Below are 15,890 nucleotides of genomic sequence, written 5' to 3'. Positions count from 1 at the left end.
TGCGTGGGGCGCATGCGATCGATCGTCTACTCCCAGCCCGGTGACTCGTCCGTCCTCTCCCTCGTCGACCGCGACGTGCAGGAACCCGGCACCGGTGAGGTCCGCGTCCGCGTCGTCGTGTCCGGCGTGAACCCCACCGACTGGAAGGCCCGCGCCGGCGGCACCTACGGCGACGGCCTGCCGTTCCCGGAGATCACCCCGAACCAGGACGGCGCCGGCGTGGTCGACGCCGTCGGGCCCGGCGTCGACGAGTTCGCCGTCGGGGACCGCGTGTGGCTGTTCATGTCCGCGGCGCAGCGTCCCACCGGGACCGCGCAGGAGTGCACCGTCGTCCCGGCGTCCCGCGTCGTCCCGCTGCCCGACGGGATCTCGTTCGACGTCGGCGCCTCGCTCGGCGTCCCCGCGATGACCGCGCACCGGGCGCTGACCACGCACGAGGAGGGCCCGGCGCGCCTCGGACCCGGCGCACTCGACGGGATGACGGTCCTCGTCGCCGGTGGTGCCGGTGCCGTCGGCCACGCTGCGATCCAGCTCGCGCGGTGGGCCGGTGCGACGGTGATCTCCACGATCAGCTCCGACGAGAAGGCCGCGCTGGCCACCGCCGCCGGCGCCCACCACACCGTGAACTACCGCGCCGGGGACACCGCCGCGGCGATCCGGTCCATCGCCCCGGACGGCGTCGACATCGTCGTCGAGGTGTCCATCCCGCAGAACGCCGACCTCGTCGCCGAGGTGCTCGCGAACCACGGCGTCGTGTCGATCTACGCGAACAACGGGGGCGACTCGGCATCGCTGCCGATCCGGCCGAACATGAGCGTGAACGCGCGGTACCAGTTCCTGCTGCTCTACACGATCGGGGACGAGGCCCTCGCCGCCGCGGCCGAGGACATCACCGAGGCACTGCACGACGGGGTGCTGCCCGTGGGGGTGGACGCGGGGCTGCCGCTCACCCGGTTCGACCTGGCGGACACGGCGGCGGCGCACGACGCGGTCGAGGGGGACGCCGTGGGCAAGGTGCTGATCGACGTGCAGGCGGCGTAGGGGGCGGCGCGGCGCGCGCTGGCGGCGGCGTAGGGGGCGGCGCGGGCGGCGCGGCCAGGCGGCTGCGCGGGCGCGGGGCGGCGGTGCCGCTTGGTTCCGCACAACCAAAGTCGCGCCGAACCACGGAAATCGGTGGTTCGGTGTGCTTTCGGTTGTGCGGCGTCGCGGTCGCCGGTTGCGCTCCGCTGCAGATGTCGCGCCCCGTCACACCGAGGCGCGATGTTCGTACCGGGGCGCGATTCGCAGCCCCGGCGGACGCCACCGGCCGGACCAACCGGCCGGCCTGCGGCGCCGCCGCAGCGGCGCAGCGCTACGGCGGCGCTGCGGCGCACCGGCCCGCGGCACAGCGGCGCAGCGGCGCGGCGGCCCGCGGCACAGCGGCATGGCGGCGCACCGGCGCCGCGAGCGCGGCGGCGCCGCCGGCGCGGCGGCGCCGCCGGCGCGGCGGCGCCGCGGGAGCGGCCCGCCTCAGCGCGCGCGGCGCGTGAGCCGCGCGCGGGCTGCACGGAGCGCCCGCTCGAGGTTCGCCGCGATGACGCGCGGGTCCTCGTAGTCGGCGTCCGAGGCGTCGGAAACGTCCACGGCACCCGTCGCGAAGCCCCCACCGCCCGCAGGCGCGCGACGCTCCACCACACGGATGGGAGCCCGGCCGAACAGCGGCGTCGTCGGGTGCACGCTCGTCATGCCGTCAGCGTACGACCGGCGTCCGACAGCCGTCACGAACGCGGCGCACCGACGCTCACACGGCCGCCGGCTCGCTCACGCTCCGGCGCCGTGCCGGGAACGTCAGCGTGCACGCCACGGCGACGTACTGCGCGACGACACCGACGTTCCGGACGTCGAGGTCCGTGAACGCCCCCGGCGTCGGGCAGTCCACCGTGAGCATGCCGAACGAGTAGCCCTCTCCCCGGATGACGACCGCGACGTAGGACCGGTACCGCGGGTCGAAGTCCGGCGCGTCGTCCACAGCGTCGACGTCGGACTCCCGGTCGCCGACCACGCGCGGCGCTCCGCCGTCCAGCACCCACTCGAGGTTCCGGTCGCCGTACGGCGTGCCCGCGCGGAAGGTCCCGGCCGTGTCACCCGCTCCCCCGTGCCCGATCGGCTCGAGCGCGTCGAGCCGCTTCGAGAGCAGGTAGACGTTCGCCCGGACGTCGGGGACGTGCGGCAGCAGGTAGAAGGCCAGCGCCGCGGCGGCCCGGTCGGCGAACGCCCCGAGTTCGGTCCGTCGGACGGCGGGCTCGTGCGCCGCGAACCGGGTGAGCCGCGTGGCGATCTGGCCGAAGCCGTACTGCACCGCGACCTCGTTCGCGGCGAGCGCGGTGGCCCCGGCTTCCTCGGCGGCAGCGCGCACCGTGGCGTTGCGTCGGGCCCGGGCCACCTGCCACACCACGACGACGACGAACACCACGAGCGCGGCGACGATGAGGGCGACCCGGGCGGTGGGTGCTCCGACGATGTTGGGCACCTGGAACGCGGCCGTGGGCACCGCGGCGGCCACGACGGGCAGCGCGATGTCCCGGTAGTGCGTGCGGCGTCCCCGCTCGTTCCCCTCGATCACACCCCGACGCTACGGCCGACCACCGACGACGCCATTGCCACAACGGGTGCGATGGGAGGACCATCGTCCAATGCGCATCAGTGACGATCCGCTCCACCCCGCCGCGACACCCCGCGCGATGCGCGGCGCGACGACCACCTCGACGAACACCGCGACACGGGCTGCGACGCCCGCCGCGACACGGCTCGCCGCCCCCACCGCATCACCATCCGCGCCGACGAAGACACCACGCGACTCGAGCGTGCACACCGTCGCGAAGACGCTGGCCATCCTCGAGGTCGTCGCCGAGCGCGGCAGCGCCACCGCCAAGGAGGTCTCCGAGGCCCTGGGCTTCCCCCTCCCGACCGCGTACCGGCTCCTGCACGCACTCGTCCACGCCGACTACCTGGTCCACGTCCGGGACGAACGCCGGTTCGAGCTCGGCCGGAAGCTCCACGCCCTCGGAGCGATGGCGTCGGCACCGACACCCCGCCCCGCTGCCGGCTGAGCACAGCACGCCCGACCGGGCTGGTAAGCATGGTGCATGACCCAACTCGCCACGCCCGCCGCCGGAACCCGAGCGATCGTCCTCGGAGGCGGCGGGGTCGCCGGCATCGCCTGGGAGCTGGGGGTCCTCGCCACTCTCGAGGAAGCGGGCGTCGACCTCGGCGCCGCGGACCTCGTGATCGGCACGAGCGCCGGCAGCGTCGTCGGGACCTTCGTCCGGCACGGTGGCGTGCGGGAGGCCTACGAGCAGCAGATCTCCCCGCTCGCGACGACCTACGAGGAACCTGCCGTCATCGACGCCGAGGCGATGCAGGAGCGGTTCGGCCAGGCACTCGTCGGCATGACCTCCGAGCAGGACGGCCGCGCCCGCCTCGGCCACGCAGCGCAGGCCGTGACCACCGGGCAGACCGACGACGAGCGCGTGGCGACGTTCACCGAGACCCTGCCGTCCACCGAGTGGCCGGCAGCGCCGCTGGCGATCACGACGGTCGACGCCACCGACGGCTCCTTCCGCGTGCTCACCGCGGCGGACGGCATCCCGCTCCCCCGTGCGGTCGCGGCGAGCTGCTCCGTCCCCCTCGTCTGGTCGCCGGTCACCGTCGAGGGCCGCCCGTACATCGACGGCGGCGTCCGCTCCGGGACGAACTCCGACGTCGCTGCCGGGTACGAGCGGGTGCTCGTCATCGCCTGCGGTCCCGAGGCGCCGTCGCCGCTCGGGCCGTGGCTCGACCAGGCCGTCGAGTCCCTCCGCGCAGGCGGTTCCTCGGTCGAGGTCGTCGTCGCCGACAGCGCGTCGCAGCAGGCCTTCGGCACGAACTCGCTCTCGCTCTCCACACAGCGCCCGTCAGCCGAGGCAGGTTCTGCACAGGCCTCGGCAATCGCCTCCCAGATCGTGGACTTCTGGGCATAGTGGAGGCATGACGACCCCGTTCTCGGACCTCGACCAGTACATCGCCCTCCCCCGTGTGGACGGGATCGCGCTGAGCCCGGACGGTGGTCGTGTCGCCCTGACGGTCAGCACGCTGGATCCGGACGCCACCGGGTACCGGCGCGCCGTCTGGTCCGTCCCGGCGACCGGCGACGGCGAGCCGGTGCGGCTCACCCGCTCGGCGAAGGGCGAGTCCGGCATCGCCTTCACCCGGCAGGGCGACCTGCTGTTCGTCTCGGGTCGCCCCGACGCGGACGCCGCCGACAGCGACGCCCCGCAGCTCTGGATCCTGCCTGCCGCTGGTGGTGAGGCACGTCCCGTCACCCGCCTGTCTGGAGGCACGGGTGGCGTCCTCGCGACGGCCAGCGCTGCTGACGTGGTCGCCGTCACCGCCGACCTCCTGCCCGCGGCGTCCGCCGGCGATCCCGACGGGGCGATCGCGCGCGATGCCGAGCTCCGGAAACAGCGCAAGGACAAGAAGGTGCAGGCGATCCTGCACGAGAGCTCCCCCGTGCGGTTCTGGGACCACGACCTCGGCCCCGACCAGACCCACGTGCTCGGCATCGACCTCACGGCGCTGTCCGACCCGACCGGGGCAGCGCCGAAGACCGACGACGACTCCTACCCCGCGCACCTGCCCGCGCCGACCGACCTCACGCCGGCGCCGGGGCGGACCCTCGACCACGTCGACGGCGCGCTCACCCCGGACGGCGCCACGCTCGTGCTGCAGGTCGGGGTCAAGGAGAGCCGGGGCCAGCGTTCCGCCATCGTGACCGTCGACGTCGCGACCGGTGCGCGGACGGTGCTCTTCGACGACGACGGCGTCGACCACGAGATGCCGGCCCTCAGCCACGACGGCCGCACGCTCGCCTGGGTCCGGACGGTTCGCTCGACCCCAGCGGGCGCGCACCAGCAAGAAGTCTGGACGGCGTCGATCGACGGCTCGGATGCGCACCGCATCGCCACCGACTGGGACCGCTGGCCGAGCGAACTCGTGTTCGCGGCGGACGACACCGCGGTCCTCGCGACCGCCGACCAGGACGGCCGCGCGCCGGTCTTCCGGATCCCCCTCGACGGCGCAGCCGTCGAGCAGCTGACGGACGACGACTGGGCGTACTCGAGCCTCCGTGTGTCGGCGGCGACGGGCGTGGTCGTGGCGCTCCGAGCCTCCTGGGCGGCGCCGCTGCACCCCGTCCGGATCGCGACGGACGGCACGGTGACCCCGCTCGCGACGCCGGCGCCCCTGCCGGAGGTGCCCGCCCACCTGGAAGAAGTCGAGACGGTCGCGGCCGACGGCGCGCGCATCCGCGGGTGGCTCGTGCTGCCGGAGGGCGACGGGCCGCACCCGTTCCTGCTCTGGATCCACGGCGGGCCGCTGAACTCCTGGAACCAGTGGTCGTGGCGGTGGAACCCGATGCTCGCGGCGGCGAAGGGGTACGCGGTCCTGCTGCCCGATCCGGCCCTCTCCACCGGCTACGGGCTCGACTTCGTGAACCGCGGGTGGAACGCGTGGGGGCAGGCGCCGTACACCGATCTCATGGCGATCACCGACGCCGTCGTCGCGCGGGACGACATCGACGAGACCCGGACGGGCGCGATGGGCGGCTCGTTCGGCGGGTACATGGCGAACTGGGTCGCCGGGCACACCGACCGGTTCCGGGCCGTCGTCACCCACGCCTCGCTGTGGGCGCTCGAGCAGTTCAACGGCACCACGGACGCGCCAGAGTACTGGTCCTCGATCTTCGACGCCGACGGCATGCACGAGAACGACCCGCACCGCTTCGTGGCGGACATCGTCTCCCCGATGCTCGTCATCCACGGCGACAAGGACTACCGAGTGCCCATCGGTGAAGGACTCCGGCTCTGGTCGGATCTGGCGGAGCACCATGCGGCGGCGGACGGCTCGATGCCGCACCGGTTCCTGTACTTCCCGGACGAGAACCACTGGGTGCTGAAGCCGCAGCACGCGGTGGTCTGGTACCAGACGGTGTTCGCGTTCCTCGGGCAGCACGTCCTCGGCGACGACTGGGAGCGTCCGACATTGCTCGGCTGAGGGCGGCTGGCCCGACCCCGAACGACAGCACCGCTGTCGGACGACGTCGACACCGTCGTTCCGGGTCGGGCTGCCGACTACACGAAGGCAGCCTGGCCCGTGATGGCGCGGCCGACGATGAGGGTGTTCACCTCGCGGGTGCCCTCGTAGGAGTAGATCGCCTCGGCGTCCGCGAAGAACCGGGCAACGCCCTTGTCGAGCACGATGCCGTTGCCGCCCTGCACCTCACGGCACCAGGCGACGGTCTCACGCATCTTCGCCGTCGCGAACGCCTTCGCCAGCGCGGAGTGCTCGTCCCCTCCGGCGCCGGCGTCCTGCATCGCCGACGCCTGCGTGCAGAGGGCGATCGACGCGGTGATGTTCGCGAGCGACTTCACGAGGAGGTCCTGCACGAGCTGGTGCGCGGCGATCGGCTTGCCGAACTGGATCCGCTCCCTGGCGTAGGACAGTGCGGCCTCGTAGGCGCCGACCGCGATGCCGATGGCCTGCCAGGCCACCTCGGTGCGGGTCAGGCGGAGGACCTCGGCGGTCGCGCGGAACGAGTTCGCCCGCTGGAGCCGGCGGGACTCGGGGACGCGCACGTCCGTCATCACGATGTCGGCGTTCTGCACGCCGCGGAGCGCGATCTTGTCCTCGATCTTCGTGGCGGTGAAGCCCGGGGTGTCGGTCGTGACGAGGAAGCCCTTGACCTGCCCGTCGGCGACGTCCTTCGCCCAGATCACCACGACGTCGGCGAACGTGGCGTTGCCGATCCAGCGCTTCTCGCCGTCGAGGACCCACTCGTCCCCCTCACGGCGCGCCGTGGTCCGGAGGCCCTTCGCGGAGTCGCTGCCGGAGTACGGCTCGGTGAGGCCGAACGCGCCGATGAGCTCGCCCGCTGCCATGCGGGGCAGCCACTCGCGCTGTTGTTCCTCGCTGCCGGCGACCGCGATCGAGTTCATCGCGAGGCCGGACTGCACGCCGATGAAGGTGGCGACGCTGGCGTCGACCCGGCCGAGCTCGAGCGCCGCCCACCCGCGGTACACGGCGGAGTTCTCGAACTGCCGCACGAGCGGGACACCCGGCCCGTACATGCCGAGCTCCGCGAGCGGCGCGATGACCTGCATCGGGAACTCCGCACGAGCCCAGTAGTCGTCGGCGATGGGCGCGACCTCGCGCTCGAGGTACTCCCGGAGTCGCCCGATCGACGCACGCTCCTGGTCGGAGAGCTGCAGCGCGAACCCGTAGAAGTCGGATTCGAGCAGGGTGGTCGTGGGCGTCGACGTTGACATGGGAACCACGATGCATCATTCTCGGAAACGTTGCAAGGGAGGAACGCGATGAGGACGTCGGATTCCGCTGTGCGCGCCTTCCAGGAGGCCCGCCACACCTTCATCGCCGGCGAACGGATCGACATGGGCGCGTTGGCCGCATCGCTCGGCGTGGACCGCACGTCCTTGTTCCGGTGGGTGGGGAACCGTGACCGGCTGCTCTCCGAGATCCTCTGGTCCCTGGCGGTGCCGACGCTCGACGGCGCCGCCCGAGCTGCCGACGCCGCAGGATCCGTCGGAGCCGCACGCATCGTCGACGTGCTCGACCGGTTCACCGCGGACCTCATCGTGGCGCCGTACTTCCGCGCGTTCCTGACGCGGGAGCCCGCCCGGGCACTGCGGCTCCTCACCACCTCGTCGAGTGACGTGCAGAGCCGGCTCGTCAGCGTGGTGAGCACCATGGTCGAGGCCGAGCAGATGTCCGGCGAGTTCGACCCGGCGCCATTGTCCGCCGAGGAGCTCGCCCGGCTGCTCGTCCGGATCTCCGAGTCCTTCACGTACGCCGACCTGATCTCCGGCGAGACCCCCGACCCCGTCCGGGCCCGAGCCGCGTTCGAGTACCTCCTGCGCATCTGAAGTACCAGCGGATACATTCAATCTGCTACGTTTCCCATGACGGACCAGGGGGTCCGTCCGCGTCAGCGATGACGCCAACTGATGGGGGAACCATGCACATTCGCATCATCACAGCTGCAGCCGCTCTCGTCGCAGCGGGTGCGCTCGCGGTGCCGACCGCCGCAAACGCGACTCCGGGCACGACGACGACCACGAACACAGTGCTCGAGGAACACGGGATGGCCATCCCGTCTGTCGGCACCATCACGCCGAACTACTCCGTCTCACCGGAAGGCGGCGGATCGTGGACGTACGGAACGAACGGCCCGAACAACACCGCGTTCTCGAACTTCTACCACGCCTCGCGGAAGCACGGATCATCGGTCCAGAACGGTCGGGGACAGGTCTCGCGGAGCAGGGACACCCTCGGGGGTGCGACGGCGAAGTCATCCATCACGAAGACCTTCGCGGGCAACAACGCCTACTACCGGTTCGTCAAGTAGGCCGATCAGGACGCGCCTCCCGGATCGGCTGACGATCCGGGAGGCCACTGCATCGACATGCTCCGGACACTCATCGCGGGGAGCGTCGCGCTCGTCATCGGGCTCGCGTTCCTCGTCACGGCCGTCATCGACGACCTCGCCCCCGCCGGTTCCACCGACGTCATCACCGTCTGGAACGCCGACGCCTCGAACGACGGCGCCTTCCAGCGACTCGTGCACGACGCCGCCACCGAGCACGACATGACCGTCGTGAAGGAATTGCGAACGGACTCCGGCACCGGTGTCAGGCGCTCGGAGTACGTCACGAACCGCGGAGCCGCGCGCGGATTCGGCTCCCTCGACCACGATGTCGCGGGGTTCGACCCGACGCTCGTCACCAGCTTCCGGCCGCTCGCGGACCTGCCGGACAACCGGATCAACGGGATGTACGCCACCGATGCCGGCAGCGCGTCCGCCCGGGCGTTCGCATCATCGTTGAGCGACGCAGGTGTCGCGGTCACGGTCAACCCGCTGTCTCCCTTCTTCGTCTCACTCTGGGTCGTCAGCGAGGTACCCGCGATCCCGCTCGCGGGGTGTCTCGTGATCTCGGTGGCCATCGGTGTCGCGGGGTGGCAGGCGTCCCGCCGCAACGCCGTTGCGATCGCTGCCGCGCACGGCCGTGGCGTCCTGCGATCGGCGAACCTCGACGCCGCGGCGATCGCCGCACGCGCCGTCGCCTGCGGTTTCGTCGGCATCGGCGTCGCTGCCACGGTGCTCACGATCGTCAACGGTGGGGCTCGACTCGGGACGTTCGTCTTCGCCGCGGGTATCGGCATCGTCGCGTCCTCGGTGTTCATGGCGTTCGTGACGCTCGCCACGGCGGTGATCCCCGCTGGCTCCATCGTGCGGAGCATCGCCGGCGGGCGTCCGTGGCGCACCCTGCTCACCATCGCGATGGTCGGCAACGTCGTCGCCCTCGCGCTGGCGTCCGGGGCTGCGGCCACCGCGTGGAGCAGCGTCGAGCTCGCGCGACACGACTCGTCGGAGCGCGGCACGTGGCGCACATCGCTCGACGACGTCCGGATGACGTTCGAGTCGTCGTTGACCGAGTTGGATGCGGCAGAGGTCGACCTCGCCGGCGTGTACGAGCGGCTCGACGCCGCGGGATCCGCGATCCTCGCCGACCATCCGATCTCGCCGGATCTGAGGAGCCACGATCCGGACGCCGGCAACGTGCTCATCGTGAACGCGCAGTACCTGCGCGAGCAGCCCGTCCGTTCCCCCGGGGGCAGCCGGGTGACGCCCGATCAGCTCGAACCCGAGGCGCTCACCCTGCTCGTCCCGGAGGGCGTCCGGCTGACGGGTGCCGAGCGTCGAGCGTGGCGGGACTTCCTGGTGTTCCAACGCGAGAACTCGACCGATCCCGGAGCCGTCCCCACCAGGATCGACATCGACGAAGTCCACGTCGATGACGGCAGGGTGTTCGACTACGCGACGGACGACATCGCCGCCACCAGCACGCTCGAGTCCCCCGTCATCGCCGTCCTGCCGGCTGCGACGGTCTCCATGTCGGAGAACTACCTGACTGCGAACATGACGACCGGTGAGATCGTGTTCACCGACGAAGCAGCGCTTCGTTCGGACGTGGCGGCGCACGGGCTGACCCGCATGGTCGCCACGATCGAGCCGCTGCGGGACTTCGTGACCTACCGATCCGCCGTGATCGACCGCGGACTCCGGCACGCGGTCGCGGCGCTCGTCGTGGTCCTCCTCGTGCTGCTGTGGTCCGCTGCGCTCACCGGTCGCGCGGTCAGGATGATCCGGAGTCGCCGCACGATGATCGGGCTTCTCCACGGCCGCCGGCTCTCCGTCGCCTCGGCCCCGGCCCTCGCACTCCCGGCGACGGTCATCACCGCATCGACCGTGGCGCTCATCGTCACCGGGCCACAGGCAAGCGCGCCCGCGGTGTTCGCGAGTGCGGCGATCGACATCCTGTTCGTGTCGGTCACGATCGTCCGGCGGCTTCACGAGGAGGAACTCCGATGAGCAACGAACTCATCCGAGCGACGTCGATCAGCAAGTCGCACGGAGGGACACCGCTGTGGTCCGATGTCACGTTCGTCGTGCACGACGGCAGCTCGCTCGCGATCACCGGGCCGAGCGGGAGCGGGAAGTCGACGCTCCTGCGCTGCCTCGGGCTCCTGTCGCCGCTCGACACCGGCACGATCGAGATCGGCGGTCACGATGTGACGAACGACCGCGGGAGACAGCGCTCGGCGTTGTACCGATCGACGATCGGTCATCTGTTCCAGAACGGTGCACTGGAGGACAACTGGTCAGTCCGGCGGAACCTCGATGTCGCGTTCATCGGGTCGTCGACGAAGCGACCGGATCGAGCGCTTCTCCGGCGTGCCGCACTGTCGTCCGTCGGACTCGACCTGCCCGAGGGAGCACGGACGCACACGCTGAGCGGCGGTGAACGTCAGCGACTCGCACTCGCACGGCTCTTCATTCGTCGGCCGCCGGTCGTGTTCGCGGACGAGCCCACCGCTGCACTCGACGTCACCACCGGCGCGGACGTCCTCACACGGCTTTCGGAACTCCGAGATGCCGGCGCTGCGATCGTCGTGGCCACACACGACCCGGCCGTGATGGCGTGGGCTGACGAAGGGCTCGACCTTTCTCCGAGAGGATGAGGGAAACCGATCGGAGACCGATGACCATCGACGAGTACCCGTTCCGCCGCACCTACCCCACCCGATGGAACGACAACGACATGTTCGGGCACGTGAACAACACGATCTACTACAGCGCGATGGACAACGCCGCGACGTACTGGTTCCGGGAGCAGGCCGGCCTCGACCCGTTCTCGTCCGAGTGGATCGCCGTGCTGGTGTCGTCGAGCTGCCGGTTCGTCGAGTCCGCTGTGTGGCCCGACGTCATCGACGTCGGGATGCGGTCGAAGCACCTCGGGAACACGAGCCTCTCGTGGGAGTTCGGCCTGTTCCGGCAGTCCGACGGCGCCCTGCTCGCGACGGGCGAGTTCGCACACGTCATCATCGACCGCGAGGGCGCCCGCCGCCCGATCCCCCTGCCGACGGACCTCCGCACCCTCGTCGAGGGCACGATGGTCGCCGTCGACGCCTGACCCCTGCGACGTCGCGCCCCCACACGGACATCGCACCCCGGTGTGGTGGGGCGCGATGTCCGTGGCGGGGCGCGAAGCGTGCCCCGGGGGCGCGCCTAGCTGCTCAGCGCCGCGAACTCGAGGTTGATGTCGTCGGGGTCCTGCACGGACAGGATCGTCATGCCGGCCTGGCCGAGCTCCGTGACCTCGCCGTGCTCGACCCCGGCGGCATCGAGTCGGGCGGCGGCCTCGTGCAGCTCGTCGACGGAGCCGACGACGAAGCTGACGTGGTCGAGCCCGACGGTGTCCGGGTCGAACCGCTGCCCGGCGGGAGCGACCGGCCGCAGGCCGAACACCTGGTCGCCGAGCTGGAACACGCAGCCGCCGTAGAAGCGCTCGCGGTCGTCACGGATGCCCGGCTCGTCCACCTGGTCGCTGAAGTCGATCACCGGATCGGCGCCGAGCAGCTGCTGGTAGAACGCCTTGCTCCGGGCGATGTCGGTCACGGTGACCCGCACGTGGGCGAGTGCGGTCGGGCGTGCGATCGGTTCGGTCATGGTGGTGTTCCTCCGTGGTCGGACGGACGCCGGACCCCGGCGCCCCAACCGACACAACGCCCACGACCTCGGAGGCACCCGACTCCGCGCGGAGACCGGACACACGGGACGCCGCACAACCGAAAGCAGCTCGCACCACGGGATCCCGTGGTGCGAGCTGACTTTGGTTGTGCGGGCCACCGGCAGCCGCCGCGCGGCGGCCGCGCAGCCGCCGCAGCGCGCTAGAGCAGCGCGTCCGTCAGGTGGTTCGGCGTGCCGAAGCGGTGCGCCGTGATCGACACCGCCTGCTCGCGGAGGAACGGGAGCATCTCGAGGCGCCCGGCCTCGGTCACCGGCTCCGCGTAGACCGCGACGTCGGGGCGCCCGTCCACGGCCGAGTACAGCGCCGATGCGGATCCGCCGATGAGCCGCACGCGGGTCGACGGCCCAGCGGCCACCCGGGCTCCGAACGCCTCGTCGGACTCCGACGACACGACCGACCGGACGTTCGGCAGCGCGGCGATCGCCGGCGGCACGGGACCGGCCGACGAGACGTCGATCGTCGTCCCAGCACGGAGCGCAGCCGCGACGACCCGGACGAGCGACTCGACCGACAAAGACGAAGACGCAGACGCAGACGAAGACACAGACACAGACGAAGCAGACGAGGACGCAACCGACCCCAACCGCACGTGCACCCCCGGGTACGGCAGGTACCGCGCGATGTTCCGCTCCGCCGACAGCGCCGACACGTCGGTCGCCACGCCGAACAACGACGTCCACGCGAGCTCGTCGGACGCGATCGCCCGCGACAGCGACGCCGACGAGATCCCGGAGGCCCGCACGAACGACGACACCGGCGCGGAGACGGGAGCCCCGGCGGTCGCAGCAGCGGGAGCCCAGGACCCGAGTCCGAACAGGTAGTTCACGCCACCGGCCTTGGTGCCGGCCCCCACGGCGGACTTCTTCCACCCGCCGAACGGCTGCCGGCGGACGATCGCCCCGGTGATGCCGCGGTTCACGTAGAGGTTGCCGGCGTCGATGCGGGAGAGCCACGTGCCGATCTCGGACGGGTCGAGCGAGTGCAGCCCCGAGGTGAGGCCGTAGTCGACCTCGTTGACGATGTCGATCGCCTCGTCCAGCGACGACGCGGTCATGACGCCGAGGACCGGGCCGAAGTACTCCGTCTTGTGGAAGTCCGAACCACGCTGCACGCCGCCGCGGACACCGGGGCTCCAGAGCTTGCCGGACTCGTCGAGACGACGGGGCTGCACGGCCCAGCTCTGGCCGGGCTCCAGCGTCGTCAGCCCGTCGAGGAGCTTGCCCGCAGCGGGTTCCACGACCGGCCCCATCTGGGACGTCGGGTCCGACGGGTACCCGACGGTCAGCGAGGACACCGCGTCGATCAGCTGCGAGTGGAACCGACGCGACTTCGCGACGGACCCGACGAGCACGACGAGCGACGCCGCGGAGCACTTCTGCCCGGCGTGGCCGAACGCCGACGCGACGACGTCCTTCACGGCGAGGTCGAGGTCCGACGACGGCGTGACGATGATCGCGTTCTTGCCGGAGGTCTCGGCGAGGAGCGGCAGGTCCTGACGGAAGGAGCGGAACAGCGCGGCGGTCTCGTACGCACCGGTGAGGATCACCCGGTCGACGAGCGGCGACGCGACGAGCGCGGTGCCCAGGGTCGATTCCTCGACGTCGACGAACGCGAGCACGTCAGCGGGAGCGCCGAGGGCGTCGAACGCGGTCGACATGACCGACGCCAGCACCGCACCGCAGCGCGCAGCCGGCGGCGCGGGCTTCAGCACGACGGCGGACCCGGCGGCCAGCGCGGCGAGCGTCGACCCGGCCGGGATCGCGACGGGGAAGTTCCACGGCGGCGCGACGAGCGTCAGGCGGGCGGGCGAGAACGCCGCACCGTCGACGTCGTCGAGGGAGGCGGCGAGGTCACCGTAGAAGTGCGCGAAGTCGATCGCCTCGGACACCTCGGGGTCGGCCTGGTCGATCGTCTTCCCGGTCTCGGCGGCCATCACCTCGATGAGGGCGGCGCGGTTCGCCTCGAGTGCATCGCCGACGGCGTGCAGCACCGCGCCGCGCGCGGCACCGGACCAGGTCCCCCAGACCGCGCCGGCGCTCTGGACGCGTTCCAGGACGGACGTGAGCTGCGACTCGGACGAGAGACGAGCCTCCCGGACGCCCGATTCGCCGAGCGTCGAGGACGCGACCCGGGCGGTGATCGCGGCACCCCACGACCGGACCGCCGCGACCGAGGGGTCGCTGTCCGGCGTGTTCTCGAAGTGGCCGGGCGTGGGCCGGCCGACGGCCGCGTAGCGGTCCGCGACGCGGTGCGACGCCGGAGCGTCGAGACCGCCGGGCTGCGCCAGCGGTGCGAGGGACGCGCGGAACCGGGACTCCTCGCGGGCGAAGAGCGGCGGCGAGGACTGCAGCGAGAACACCGCGGACATGAAGTTGTCCTGCGACGCCCCTTCTTCGAGCCGGCGGATCAGGTACGCGATCGCGACGTCGAACTCGCCCGGGTGCACGACCGGCGTGTAGAGCAGGAGCGACCCCACCGTGCGGCGGACCGCGGCTGCCTGGCCCTGGGCCATGCCGAGCAGCATCTCGAACTCGATGCCGTCGCGGACGCCGCGCGCTCCGGCGAGGAGCCACGCGTGTGCGACGTCGAACAGGTTGTGGCCGGCGACGCCGACGCGGACGTTGGCGACGCGGGAGGGGGTGAGCGCCCAGTCGAGCACCCGCTTGTAGTTCGTGTCCGAGTCCTGCTTGGAGTGCCAGGTGGCGAGCGGCCAGCCGTGCACGGACGCCTCGACCTGCTCCATCGGCAGGTTCGCGCCCTTCACGAGCCGGACCTTGATGCCGGCGCCCCCGCGGGCACGGCGGCCGGCCGACCACTCCTGCAGGTGCTGCATCGCGGAGAGCGCGTCGGGCAGGTACGCCTGCAGGACGATGCCCGCCTCGAGCTCGAGGAACGCCGGCTCGTCGAGGAGCCGGGTGAAGACCGCGATGGTGAGGTCGAGGTCCTTGAACTCCTCCATGTCGAGGTTGATGAACTTCTTCGGCGACGAGTCCGCTGCACGCTGGAACAGTGGGCGGAGCTTGTCGACGATGTCGGTGACGGCGTGGTCGAACGCCCACGGCGAGTGCGGGTGCACCGTCGAGGAGACCTTGATCGACACGTAGTCGACGTCGTCCCGTGCCAGCAGCTTGTGGGTGCCCTCGAGCCGGCGGGCGGCCTCGCCTTCGCCGAGCACGGCCTCGCCGAGCAGGTTCACGTTGAGCCGGACGCCGTCCTGACGGATCTTCGCGATGGCCGGACCGAGCTTCGCGTCGGTCGCGTCGACGATGAGGTGGCCGACCATGTTCCGCAGCACGCGTCGGGCGATGGGGACGACGACCGACGGGAGGCTCGGTGCCAGTCCGCCACCGAGCCGCACCAGGCCGCGGAGCGCGCTGGGCAGGAACCCGGGAGCGTCCGGCGCGATGGCGCGCAGCTTGCGCGCGGCGACGCCGAGGTCCTCCGGACGGACGACGCCGTCGACGAAGCCGACCGCGAACGCCAGGCCCTTCGGGTCGGCCAGCACGCCGGCGAGCTGCTTCGCGGAGCCGTCGACGGGGTACGTCTCGGCCTCGGCCAGCCACTGGCGCACGAGGGCGACGGACGCGTCGGCGAGGTCGTCGTGGTCGGTCGAGGAGGCTGCGTCGGAGCGCGGCTGGACGTCGGTCATGGGATCAGTGTGTCGTCTGCGGTTTCGGTAGCGGAAGCGAATTGTTCTGACGCATACCG

General features: G+C 71.6%; 14 protein-coding genes. 9 read left to right on the top strand and 5 right to left on the bottom strand.

From position 1 onward, the window contains the following. Positions 1 to 12: 12 nt before the first annotated feature. Positions 13 to 1,041, top strand: a complete 1,029-nt coding sequence (locus tag EDF24_RS17265; protein ID WP_123704531.1) for an NADPH:quinone reductase — start codon at positions 13 to 15, stop codon at positions 1,039 to 1,041. Between the two features lie 468 nt (positions 1,042 to 1,509). On the opposite strand, the gene EDF24_RS17260 is transcribed toward EDF24_RS17265, so the two are convergent. Together EDF24_RS17260 and EDF24_RS17255 are read right to left on the bottom strand one after the other, a co-directional pair. After that, entirely contained in the window at positions 1,510 to 1,725 is a 216-nt protein-coding gene (locus tag EDF24_RS17260) for a hypothetical protein (RefSeq protein ID WP_123704528.1), read from the bottom strand. 55 nt (positions 1,726 to 1,780) lie between these two features. Then, complete coding sequence (locus EDF24_RS17255; protein WP_123704526.1) at positions 1,781 to 2,602, bottom strand: GAF domain-containing protein; 822 nt, start codon at positions 2,600 to 2,602, stop codon at positions 1,781 to 1,783. A gap of 70 nt (positions 2,603 to 2,672) precedes the next feature. Here EDF24_RS17255 and EDF24_RS17250 point away from each other — a divergent pair, with 70 nt between their 5' ends. The 3 genes from EDF24_RS17250 to EDF24_RS17240 are packed head-to-tail and all read left to right on the top strand — an operon-like array spanning position 2,673 to position 6,069. Continuing rightward, on the top strand, positions 2,673 to 3,089 hold the full coding sequence (locus EDF24_RS17250) for a helix-turn-helix domain-containing protein (protein WP_123704524.1): 417 nt from the start codon (positions 2,673 to 2,675) through the stop codon (positions 3,087 to 3,089). Positions 3,090 to 3,125: 36 nt separating this feature from the next. Further along, positions 3,126 to 3,998: a patatin-like phospholipase family protein gene (locus tag EDF24_RS17245; protein ID WP_123653032.1), complete on the top strand. Its 873-nt coding sequence runs from the start codon at positions 3,126 to 3,128 to the stop codon at positions 3,996 to 3,998. Between the two features lie 7 nt (positions 3,999 to 4,005). Further along, positions 4,006 to 6,069, top strand: coding sequence for an alpha/beta fold hydrolase (locus tag EDF24_RS17240; RefSeq protein WP_123704522.1), 2,064 nt, complete (start codon positions 4,006 to 4,008; stop codon positions 6,067 to 6,069). 77 nt (positions 6,070 to 6,146) lie between these two features. Here the strand turns inward: EDF24_RS17240 and EDF24_RS17235 are convergent, their stop codons facing one another. Further along, the gene (locus EDF24_RS17235; RefSeq protein WP_123653030.1) at positions 6,147 to 7,340 is read right to left on the bottom strand and encodes an acyl-CoA dehydrogenase family protein; all 1,194 of its coding nucleotides are present in this window, start codon (positions 7,338 to 7,340) and stop codon (positions 6,147 to 6,149) included. A gap of 69 nt (positions 7,341 to 7,409) precedes the next feature. On the opposite strand from EDF24_RS17235, the gene EDF24_RS17230 reads away from it, so the two are divergent. The 5 genes from EDF24_RS17230 (at position 7,410) to EDF24_RS17210 (ending at position 11,564) form a co-directional block, all read left to right on the top strand. Next, a complete protein-coding gene (locus EDF24_RS17230) occupies positions 7,410 to 7,955 on the top strand; it encodes a QsdR family transcriptional regulator (RefSeq protein ID WP_260233489.1) in 546 nt (181 codons plus the stop codon). 92 nt (positions 7,956 to 8,047) lie between these two features. Then, positions 8,048 to 8,437, top strand: coding sequence for a lactococcin 972 family bacteriocin (locus tag EDF24_RS17225; RefSeq protein ID WP_185021712.1), 390 nt, complete (start codon positions 8,048 to 8,050; stop codon positions 8,435 to 8,437). 57 nt (positions 8,438 to 8,494) lie between these two features. After that, positions 8,495 to 10,462 (top strand): hypothetical protein, encoded by a 1,968-nt coding sequence (locus EDF24_RS17220; RefSeq protein ID WP_123704516.1) that lies wholly within the window; start codon positions 8,495 to 8,497, stop codon positions 10,460 to 10,462. Beyond that, complete coding sequence (locus tag EDF24_RS17215) at positions 10,459 to 11,112, top strand: ABC transporter ATP-binding protein (protein WP_123704513.1); 654 nt, start codon at positions 10,459 to 10,461, stop codon at positions 11,110 to 11,112. The genes EDF24_RS17220 and EDF24_RS17215 overlap by 4 nt, the downstream gene beginning before the upstream one ends. 20 nt (positions 11,113 to 11,132) lie before the next feature. Then, positions 11,133 to 11,564 (top strand): thioesterase family protein, encoded by a 432-nt coding sequence (locus tag EDF24_RS17210; protein WP_123704511.1) that lies wholly within the window; start codon positions 11,133 to 11,135, stop codon positions 11,562 to 11,564. Positions 11,565 to 11,659: 95 nt separating this feature from the next. Here the strand turns inward: EDF24_RS17210 and EDF24_RS17205 are convergent, their stop codons facing one another. Together EDF24_RS17205 and EDF24_RS17200 are read right to left on the bottom strand one after the other, a co-directional pair. Next, positions 11,660 to 12,100, bottom strand: a complete 441-nt coding sequence (locus tag EDF24_RS17205) for a VOC family protein (RefSeq protein ID WP_123704509.1) — start codon at positions 12,098 to 12,100, stop codon at positions 11,660 to 11,662. Positions 12,101 to 12,321: 221 nt separating this feature from the next. Next, complete coding sequence (locus tag EDF24_RS17200; RefSeq protein WP_123704507.1) at positions 12,322 to 15,831, bottom strand: bifunctional proline dehydrogenase/L-glutamate gamma-semialdehyde dehydrogenase; 3,510 nt, start codon at positions 15,829 to 15,831, stop codon at positions 12,322 to 12,324. Positions 15,832 to 15,890 lie beyond the last annotated feature (59 nt).

The sequence above is a fragment of the Curtobacterium sp. PhB130 genome, assembly GCF_003755165.1.
GTDB lineage: Bacteria > Actinomycetota > Actinomycetes > Actinomycetales > Microbacteriaceae > Curtobacterium.
This window is presented reverse-complemented; position numbering and strand designations above follow the sequence as displayed.

Coding starts and splice junctions, on each gene's coding strand:
- EDF24_RS17220 (WP_123704516.1), top strand. CDS start 8,495: ATGCTCCGGACACTCATCGCGGGGAGCGTCGCGCTCGTCATCGGGCTC.
- EDF24_RS17240 (WP_123704522.1), top strand. CDS start 4,006: ATGACGACCCCGTTCTCGGACCTCGACCAGTACATCGCCCTCCCCCGT.
- EDF24_RS17210 (WP_123704511.1), top strand. CDS start 11,133: ATGACCATCGACGAGTACCCGTTCCGCCGCACCTACCCCACCCGATGG.
- EDF24_RS17205 (WP_123704509.1), bottom strand. CDS start 12,100: ATGACCGAACCGATCGCACGCCCGACCGCACTCGCCCACGTGCGGGTC.
- EDF24_RS17215 (WP_123704513.1), top strand. CDS start 10,459: ATGAGCAACGAACTCATCCGAGCGACGTCGATCAGCAAGTCGCACGGA.
- EDF24_RS17260 (WP_123704528.1), bottom strand. CDS start 1,725: ATGACGAGCGTGCACCCGACGACGCCGCTGTTCGGCCGGGCTCCCATC.
- EDF24_RS17265 (WP_123704531.1), top strand. CDS start 13: ATGCGATCGATCGTCTACTCCCAGCCCGGTGACTCGTCCGTCCTCTCC.
- EDF24_RS17200 (WP_123704507.1), bottom strand. CDS start 15,831: ATGACCGACGTCCAGCCGCGCTCCGACGCAGCCTCCTCGACCGACCAC.
- EDF24_RS17245 (WP_123653032.1), top strand. CDS start 3,126: ATGACCCAACTCGCCACGCCCGCCGCCGGAACCCGAGCGATCGTCCTC.
- EDF24_RS17250 (WP_123704524.1), top strand. CDS start 2,673: ATGCGCATCAGTGACGATCCGCTCCACCCCGCCGCGACACCCCGCGCG.
- EDF24_RS17225 (WP_185021712.1), top strand. CDS start 8,048: ATGCACATTCGCATCATCACAGCTGCAGCCGCTCTCGTCGCAGCGGGT.
- EDF24_RS17235 (WP_123653030.1), bottom strand. CDS start 7,340: ATGTCAACGTCGACGCCCACGACCACCCTGCTCGAATCCGACTTCTAC.